Annotated in this window: 8 protein-coding genes and 4 tRNA genes; 10 read left to right on the top strand and 2 right to left on the bottom strand. The window is 61.1% G+C overall.

Going from position 1 to position 8,029, the window contains the following annotated elements; translation table 11 throughout:
- The first annotated feature begins 284 nt into the window (after window positions 1–284).
- The 10 genes from gltX to BZ163_RS00845 all read left to right on the top strand — a co-directional run bounded on the left by gltX (window position 285) and on the right by BZ163_RS00845 (window position 6,335).
- Entirely contained in the window at window positions 285–1,766 is a 1,482-nt protein-coding gene (gltX, locus tag BZ163_RS00890; RefSeq protein WP_128869426.1) for a glutamate--tRNA ligase, read from the top strand.
- A 253-nt stretch (window positions 1,767–2,019) separates the two neighbouring features.
- Window positions 2,020–2,095: transfer RNA gene (locus tag BZ163_RS00885), tRNA-Ala, on the top strand.
- Between the two features lie 79 nt (window positions 2,096–2,174).
- A tRNA-Glu gene (locus BZ163_RS00880) sits at window positions 2,175–2,250 on the top strand.
- A gap of 53 nt (window positions 2,251–2,303) precedes the next feature.
- Window positions 2,304–2,379, top strand: a tRNA-Ala gene (locus BZ163_RS00875).
- Between the two features lie 80 nt (window positions 2,380–2,459).
- Window positions 2,460–2,535, top strand: a tRNA-Glu gene (locus tag BZ163_RS00870).
- Between the two features lie 183 nt (window positions 2,536–2,718).
- Window positions 2,719–3,258 carry a TetR/AcrR family transcriptional regulator gene (locus BZ163_RS00865; protein ID WP_128869425.1) on the top strand — a complete coding sequence of 180 codons (540 nt, stop codon included), beginning with the start codon at window positions 2,719–2,721 and terminating at the stop codon, window positions 3,256–3,258.
- Between the two features lie 31 nt (window positions 3,259–3,289).
- Window positions 3,290–4,123 carry an alpha/beta fold hydrolase gene (locus BZ163_RS00860; protein ID WP_128869424.1) on the top strand — a complete coding sequence of 278 codons (834 nt, stop codon included), beginning with the start codon at window positions 3,290–3,292 and terminating at the stop codon, window positions 4,121–4,123.
- Between the two features lie 46 nt (window positions 4,124–4,169).
- Complete coding sequence (locus tag BZ163_RS00855; protein ID WP_128869423.1) at window positions 4,170–4,619, top strand: thioesterase family protein; 450 nt, start codon at window positions 4,170–4,172, stop codon at window positions 4,617–4,619.
- Between the two features lie 180 nt (window positions 4,620–4,799).
- Complete coding sequence (locus BZ163_RS00850; RefSeq protein WP_128869422.1) at window positions 4,800–5,759, top strand: tRNA-dihydrouridine synthase; 960 nt, start codon at window positions 4,800–4,802, stop codon at window positions 5,757–5,759.
- A 123-nt stretch (window positions 5,760–5,882) separates the two neighbouring features.
- Entirely contained in the window at window positions 5,883–6,335 is a 453-nt protein-coding gene (locus tag BZ163_RS00845) for an Hsp20 family protein (RefSeq protein WP_128869421.1), read from the top strand.
- A gap of 102 nt (window positions 6,336–6,437) precedes the next feature.
- Here the strand turns inward: BZ163_RS00845 and BZ163_RS00840 are convergent, their stop codons facing one another.
- Entirely contained in the window at window positions 6,438–7,370 is a 933-nt protein-coding gene (locus tag BZ163_RS00840; protein ID WP_128869420.1) for a phosphatidate cytidylyltransferase, read from the bottom strand.
- A 1-nt stretch (window position 7,371) separates the two neighbouring features.
- The gene (locus BZ163_RS00835; protein ID WP_256578898.1) at window positions 7,372–8,007 is read right to left on the bottom strand and encodes a 1-acyl-sn-glycerol-3-phosphate acyltransferase; all 636 of its coding nucleotides are present in this window, start codon (window positions 8,005–8,007) and stop codon (window positions 7,372–7,374) included.
- Window positions 8,008–8,029: the final 22 nt, after the last annotated feature.

Here is an 8,029-nt window from a genome sequence, read left to right as displayed (position 1 = left end):
CCCGCTCCCACAGTGGTTGTGGGTGGACACATAGGGTTTGAACACCTTCAATCCCTGTGGGAGCGGGCTTGCCCGCGAAGAGGCCCGTCGAAGCACCACACCTATCAAATAGTGCGCTTGCCCAGCCGCAACCCCACCTGCAAGCTCCTGACAGGCAACACCCTCCCAAAGCTGACCCCTCCAATATCGGCTTATATGCCCCACCGACTGGAGCCGGGCAGCCTGCGCCTGTTACCATTCGCCCCCTGTTTTATCTTCGCTTTTCATTCTTTTCGAGACATGCCATGACCACCGTCCGCACTCGCATCGCGCCATCGCCTACCGGGGATCCCCACGTAGGTACCGCTTACATCGCTTTGTTCAACTACTGCTTTGCCAAGCAGCACGGCGGTGAGTTCATCCTGCGGATCGAGGACACCGATCAATTGCGTTCGACCCGCGAGTCCGAACAGCAGATTTTCGACGCCCTGCGCTGGCTGGGCATCGACTGGAGCGAAGGCCCGGACGTCGGCGGCCCGCATGGTCCTTACCGGCAGAGCGAGCGCGGCGACATCTATCAGAAGTACTGCCAGCAGCTGGTCGAGATGGGCCATGCCTTCCCGTGCTTCTGCACCGCCGAAGAGCTGGACCAGATGCGTGCCGAGCAAATGGCCCGTGGCGAAACCCCGCGTTACGACGGCCGTGCGCTGTTGCTGTCCAAGGAAGAAGTGGCTGCCCGCCTGGCCGCTGGCGAACCGCATGTGATCCGCATGAAGGTGCCGAGCGAAGGCGTCTGCGTGGTGCCGGACATGCTGCGCGGCGACGTCGAGATCCCGTGGGATCGCATGGACATGCAAGTGCTGATGAAGACCGACGGCCTGCCGACGTACTTCCTGGCCAACGTGGTCGACGACCATCTGATGGGCATCACCCACGTCCTGCGCGGTGAAGAATGGCTGCCATCGGCGCCGAAGCTGATCCTGCTGTACGAATACTTTGGCTGGGAACAGCCGGAGCTGTGCTACATGCCGCTGCTGCGTAACCCGGACAAGAGCAAGCTGTCCAAACGCAAGAACCCGACCTCGGTCACGTTCTACGAGCGCATGGGTTTCATGCCGGAAGCCATGCTCAACTACCTCGGCCGCATGGGCTGGTCGATGCCGGACGAGCGCGAGAAGTTCTCGCTGCAGGAAATGGTCGACCACTTCGACCTGAAGCGCGTGTCCCTCGGCGGGCCGATTTTCGACATCGAGAAGCTGTCGTGGCTCAACGGCCAGTGGCTGCGTGACCTGCCGGTGGAAGAGTTCGCTGCGCGCCTGCAAACCTGGGCGCTGAACCCTGAATACATGATGAAGATCGCGCCGCACGTGCAAGGCCGGGTCGAAACCTTCAGCCAGGTGGCACCGCTGGCCGGGTTCTTCTTCGCCGGTGGGGTCAATCCGGACGCCAAGCTGTTCGAATCGAAGAAACTCTCGGGTGATCAGGTTCGCCAGTTGATGCAGTTGATCCTGTGGAAGCTCGAAAGCCTGCGCCAGTGGGAGAAGGACAACATCACCGCGACGATCCAGGCGGTGGTCGACTCCCTGGAGCTGAAGTTGCGTGACGCCATGCCACTGATGTTCGCCGCGATCACCGGCCAGGCCAGCTCGGTGTCGGTGCTCGATGCGATGGAGATCCTCGGTCCGGACCTGACCCGTTTCCGTCTGCGCCAGGCCATCGACCTGCTGGGCGGCGTGTCGAAGAAAGAAAACAAGGAGTGGGAAAAACTGCTGGGCGCGATTGCCTGATCCTGCGTACCTGAAATTGTAGGAGCCGCTTGCCGGCGAAAGCGGCCTCGAGCCTTGCGATGCCAGTGAAAACGCTTTCGCCAGCAAGCCGGCTCCTACAGCGATCATTCCTGAACCCCGGTGTTTCCGGGGGGAGGGCGGTAAGTGATTGTTATGTCGGCAAAAAACTTTGAAATATTTCAAAAATAAATTTGACAGGCTTTCGATACGCCCTTAAGATTCGCCCCGTCCTCAGCGATGACATCAACGATGAGGGGCTATAGCTCAGCTGGGAGAGCGCTTGCATGGCATGCAAGAGGTCGACGGTTCGATCCCGTCTAGCTCCACCAATTTACACTTCAAGGCCTGGCCACACCGGCCTTGAAGCGATCAACACTCAGCGTTGATCAGTTGTATAGAAGGGTTTGCGTCCCCTTCGTCTAGTGGCCTAGGACACCGCCCTTTCACGGCGGTAACAGGGGTTCGAGTCCCCTAGGGGACGCCAGTTTTACAGAAGCGATGTTGCAAGATGTCGCTCCGCCGCGAGGCGAAAAATCCGGGGCTTTAGCTCAGCTGGGAGAGCGCCTGCATGGCATGCAGGAGGTCAGCGGTTCGATCCCGCTAAGCTCCACCAATTTTACAGTTCAAGGTCTGGCCACACCGGCCTTGAATCGATCAGCTCTCAGCACTGATCAGTTGTATAGAAGGTTTTGCGTCCCCTTCGTCTAGTGGCCTAGGACACCGCCCTTTCACGGCGGTAACAGGGGTTCGAGTCCCCTAGGGGACGCCACGATTACCCGCTCTGCGGGATTTATAGGGGTCATTCAATCATTGAATGGCCCTTTTGTTTGTCTGGCGTTTGGCCAAATCCCCCTCTTTCTCTCAAACTGTTCTTCAGACCAGCGGTCACATCCACGACTTGCGGAAAATTATTATGAGAATAATATTCTAGTCGTAATATTCGGAGGCAACGATGAACGATAAAAAAGCTCAAACCCGCGAACGCATTCTCAAGGCCGCCAGCGCAGCGCTGATCCAGCGCGGCCCGGCCGAACCGAGCGTGGGCGAAGTGATGGGCGCCGCCGGCCTGACCGTCGGCGGTTTCTACGCTCACTTCGACAGCAAGGACGCGATGATGCTGGAAGCGTTCAAGCAATTGCTCAGTCATCGCCGTGGCCTGATTGCCGACATGGATGCCGAGTTGACCGGCGAAGAGCGTCGCGCCCTGGTCGCTGCGTTCTACCTGTCACGCAAGCACCGTGATTCCTCTGAGTCCGCGTGCCCGATCCCGGCGTCTGTCGGCGAGCTGGGCCGGCTGCCGGACGAATTTCGCGTGGCCTTGAATGAGCATGTGGAAATGATGGTCGCGCAGTTGGCGGCCAGCCCCGAAGAGACCGACAAAGCCTTGGCCGACATGGCCTTGATGGTCGGTGGCCTGGCCCTGGCACGCGCGCTGGGGCCGGGAGAGTTGTCCGATCGACTGCTGCGCGCCGCCAAGTCGGCGGTGCTGTGACCTGAAGGCGTTAGCCTGGGGAGTGAGAGCGATGAGCACGTTGAAGTGGGTTCGTGGCGTTAATGGCACTTTGGGCTGGTTCGCACCGAAACTGGTGGCGAGCAAAATGCGACTGGCGTTCATGACGCCGCGGGACCTGCCGCCGCGTGACTGGGAATTGCCGCTGTTGGCCAAATCCGAACGGATCACCTTGCGCTTCGGCCTCTCGGCCTTGCGTTGGGGGCAGGGCCCGGCGGTGTTGCTGATGCACGGTTGGGAAGGGCGGCCGACGCAGTTCGCCAGCCTGATCACCGCGCTGGTCGATGCCGGTTATACCGTGGTGGCCCTGGACGGTCCCGCCCACGGTCGCTCCCCAGGCAACGAAGCGAATCTGGTGCTGTTCGCCCGGGCCATGCTCGAGGCGGCTGCCGAGTTGCCGCCCCTGCAGGCGGTGATCGGGCATTCCATGGGCGGCGCCAGTGCCATGCTCGCCGTGCAGTTGGGCCTGCGTACCGAAACTTTGGTGACCATTGCCGCCCCGGCACGCATCCTCGGGGTGCTGCGCGGTTTCGCGCGGTATGTGCGGCTGCCGCCCAAAGCCCGTTCGGCCTTCATTCGTCAGGTCGAGAGAGACGTCGGCATGCGCGCCGCGACGCTGGATGTCGCGCACTATCAGCTCGACATGCCTGGCCTGATCGTGCATGCCGAAGACGACAATTTTGTCTCGGTCAAGGAATCCCAGCTGATCCACGAAGCCTGGTTCGACAGCCGCCTGTTGCGCCTGGAAGAGGGCGGTCATCAACGGGTGCTGGCCGATCCCCGGGTGATCGATGGCGTGCTGGCACTGCTGTCCGGTCGGAGCCTGCAATCGCGCCAATCGGCCTGAGCATCCGTTACACTCCCGGTCGACATCATCTGACCGGGAGTGGAGCATGGGCTGGGATCGGGCAACGCCGTTTATCATTGATCTGCAAGTGGGCGCCGAGGACATCGACGGGCTGGGTCACGCCAATAACGCGGTGTATGTGACCTGGCTCGAACGCTGCGCCTGGCGTCACTCCCAGCGGCTCGGCCTGGACCTGGTCGAGTACCGGCGGCTGGACCGCGCGATGGCGGTGGTGCGGCACGAGATCGATTACCTGGCGGCCGCCTATGAAGACGACGAGCTGCAATTGGCGACCTGGATCGTCGATTGGGACCAGCGCCTGAAAATGACCCGGCACTTCCAGTTGAAACGCCCCAGCGACAACACCACGTTGCTGCGAGCGCAGACCACCTTTGTCTGTATCGAGTTGTCGACCGGCAAGCCCAAGCGCATGCCGGTGGAGTTTATCGAGGGTTATGGTCCGGCGTTGCAGATGTTGGATACAACCAACATCTGATCATTGTAGGAGCGAGCTTGCTCGCGAAAAACCTGAGAGCGTTGCGGGGAGTCAGGCTGGTCGCGTTATCGTTGACGTCCATCGCGAGCAAGCTCGCTCCTACAGGGGATCTGCGATGTTCTGCAGATTTCCCGCGTAATCCAGTAAACTGCCGCACGTTTTTCGTCGAGTGTGTTTTTCATGCAAATTGCTTTGGCGCCCATGGAGGGGTTGGTCGACAACATCCTGCGGGACGTGCTGACCCGTGTGGGCGGTATCGACTGGTGCGTGACCGAGTTCATCCGGATCAACGACCAGCTGCTCACCCCTGCCTATTACCACAAGTTCGGTCCGGAACTGCTGACCGGCGCCCGGACGGCCTCCGGCGTGCCGTTGCGGGTGCAGTTGCTCGGGTCCGACCCGGTGTGCCTGGCGGAAAACGCCGCGCTGGCCTGCGAGCTCGGTTCCGAGGTCATCGACCTCAACTTCGGCTGCCCGGCCAAGACCGTCAACAAGTCCCGTGGCGGTGCGGTATTGCTCAAGGAACCGGAACTGCTCAACGAGATCGTCGAACACGTGCGTCGCGCGGTGCCGGCGCACATCCCGGTGACCGCCAAGATGCGCCTCGGTTTCGACAGCCCGGACGGTGCCCTGGTCTGCGCCACGGCCCTGGCCGAAGGCGGCGCGGCGCACATTGTGGTGCATGCGCGGACCAAGACCGATGGCTACAAGCCGCCGGCCCATTGGGAGTGGATCCCGCGGGTGCAGGACGTGGTCAAGGTGCCGGTGTTTGCCAATGGCGATATCTGGAGCGTCGAGGACTGGCGCCGGTGCCGCGAAATCAGCGGAGTGGAAGACATCATGCTCGGTCGCGGCCTGGTCTCGCGCCCCGACCTGGCCCGGCAAATCGCTGCCGCGCGCGCCGGTGAGGAAGTGGTCGAGATGACCTGGGCCGAACTGCTGCCGCTGATCCAGGACTTCTGGCTGCAGGCCAAGGCGCAGATGACCGCGCGGCAATCGCCGGGTCGCTTGAAGCAGTGGCTGGCGATGCTGACCCGCAATTATCCCGAAGCGGTAGAGCTGTTCACTGTCCTGCGCCGTGAAACCGAACTGGATCAGGTCTCGCGTTTACTGGGCCTGCAGGTGGCCGAAGCGGCCTGAAAAAAAATCTGAAAAAACCCTCTTGAAAACCAGTCAGCGGTCCCTATTTTGGAATTACGCGATGCCGAATTCGGGTCGCGGAGACAAAAAAACTTGCTGATCTGTTTTCAGGAGATTTGAATCATGAGCACTGCATTTTCCATGGCCCCGCTGTTCCGTTCCTCGGTGGGCTTCGACCGTTTCAACGACCTGTTCGAAACCGCCCTGCGCAACGAACCAGGCAGCACCTATCCACCCTACAACGTGGAAAAACACGGCGACGACCAATACCGCATCGTCGTGGCAGCCGCCGGCTTCCAGGAAGAAGACCTGGAGCTGCAAGTGGAAAAAGGTGTGCTGACCATCAGTGGCGGCGGTAAACGTGACGTGAACGAAGGCGTCACTTACCTGTACCAGGGCATCGCCCAGCGAGCCTTCAAACTGTCCTTCCGCCTGGCGGACCACATCCAGATCCAGGCCGCCGACCTGAGCAACGGTCTGTTGAGCATCGACCTGTTGCGGGTGATTCCGGAAGAGGCGAAAGCCAAACGCATCCCGATCAATAACGGGACGCAAAAGCCGGCTCTGCAGCATTGAGCCGGACCCCGGGCAGGGTCGTCCGAGTACGACGCGCCCGGCTGAAGCAAAAAGACCCCGACTTGTCGGGGTCTTTTTTTTTGCGGGGCTGAAGTGGATGAATCAGGTCCACCCATACCGGACCAGGTGAAAGAAGATCGGCGCCGCAAAGCACACTGAATCCAGGCGGTCGAGCATGCCGCCGTGACCTTCGATCATGTGCCCCCAATCCTTCACGCCACGGTCGCGCTTGATCGCCGACATCACAATGCCGCCGGCGAACCCCAGCAGGTTGATCAGCAGTGCGATGAGCAGTGACTGCCAGGGATTGAACGGCGTGATCCACCACAAGGCACAACCGATCAACGACGCCAGGAGGATGCCGCCGACAAAGCCTTCCACCGTCTTGGACGGCGACAGGTTGGGGGCGATCTTGCGTTTGCCGAACAGTTTTCCGCAGACGTACTGCAGGACATCCGACATCTGCACCACGATCACCAGGTAGGCGATCAACAGCAGGTTTCGCCCTTCATAGCCGGCGATATCCAGGGTCAGCAGGGCGGGTACGTGGGACACACAGAACACCGCGATCATCAGGCCCCATTGGACTTTCGAGGCGCGTTCGAGAAAGTGCGTGCTGTCGCCGCCCAGGGACGCGAGGATCGGCAGGAGCAGGAACACGTACACCGGAATGAAGATCGAAAACAGCCCGTACCAGTCGTAGTAGATGAGCAGGTACTGCAGCGGCAGTGCCAGGTAGAACGCGGCCACCAGTGCCGGGTAGTCGCTGCGGCGGGTCGGCGTGAGGGTCATGAATTCGCGCAGGGCATAGAAAGACACGGTGTAGAACAACAGGATCACCGCCGTGGTGCCGAGCCAGAAGGCGATTCCGATCACCAGCACCATGACCCACCAGGCATTGATCCGGGCGTTGAGGTTGTCGATCACCGGATTCGCCGTGCCGCCCGCGCGCCGCTTGAGAATGAAACCGATCACCGAGGCCAGCAGCAGAAACGCGCCAATCCCGCCAAACAACATCAGGGTTTGTCTGTCCATGTCAGGCTTGCTCCTCGGCCAGGCTCAACAGCGCGTCGCGGCTGCGTTCGAGAAATTGCGCCTTGGTTTCTTCTTCGCCAAGGGCCAGGGCGGCGCCAAAGCTGATGGTGCATAACAGCGGCAGCGGCAGGACGCGGCCTTTGGGCATGACGCGGTTGAGGTTGGCGATCCACACCGGAATCAATTGCGCCTGGGGATACGCTTTTGCCAGGTGATACAGCCCGCTTTTGAACGGCAGCAGGCCCTCCTCGGGGTTGCGTGTGCCTTCGGGGAAAATAATCAGCGAATCGCCGTTTTCCAGGGCATCGAGCATCGGTTGCAAGGGGTTGTAGTCGGTCTCCTTGCGTTCACGGTCGACCATTACGCCATTGAACACCCGGTTGATGATGTAGCGGCGCAGGGGGCTTTTGAGCCAGTAATCCGCGCCGGCCACCGGCCGGGTGATACTGCGCAAGGCGGGCGGCAAGGACGCCCACAACAACACGAAGTCGCCATGGCTGCTGTGGTTGGCGAAATAGATGCGCTGCACCGCCTGCGGCGCACAGCCGAGCCACAGGCTGCGGGCGCCGGTGAGCAGGCGGCGCCCGAGATGATGAGGGTGGCACCGCGGTTGCGAGCATGAAAACTCCTTATCCAGCAAAGGTCAGCCAGGGGCCGGC

Origin of the sequence: Pseudomonas sp. VI4.1 (assembly GCF_002029345.1) — a bacterium.
GTDB lineage: Bacteria > Pseudomonadota > Gammaproteobacteria > Pseudomonadales > Pseudomonadaceae > Aquipseudomonas.
The sequence above is the reverse complement of the archived record's forward strand: the minus strand, read 5'-3'. Positions and strand labels throughout refer to the sequence as shown.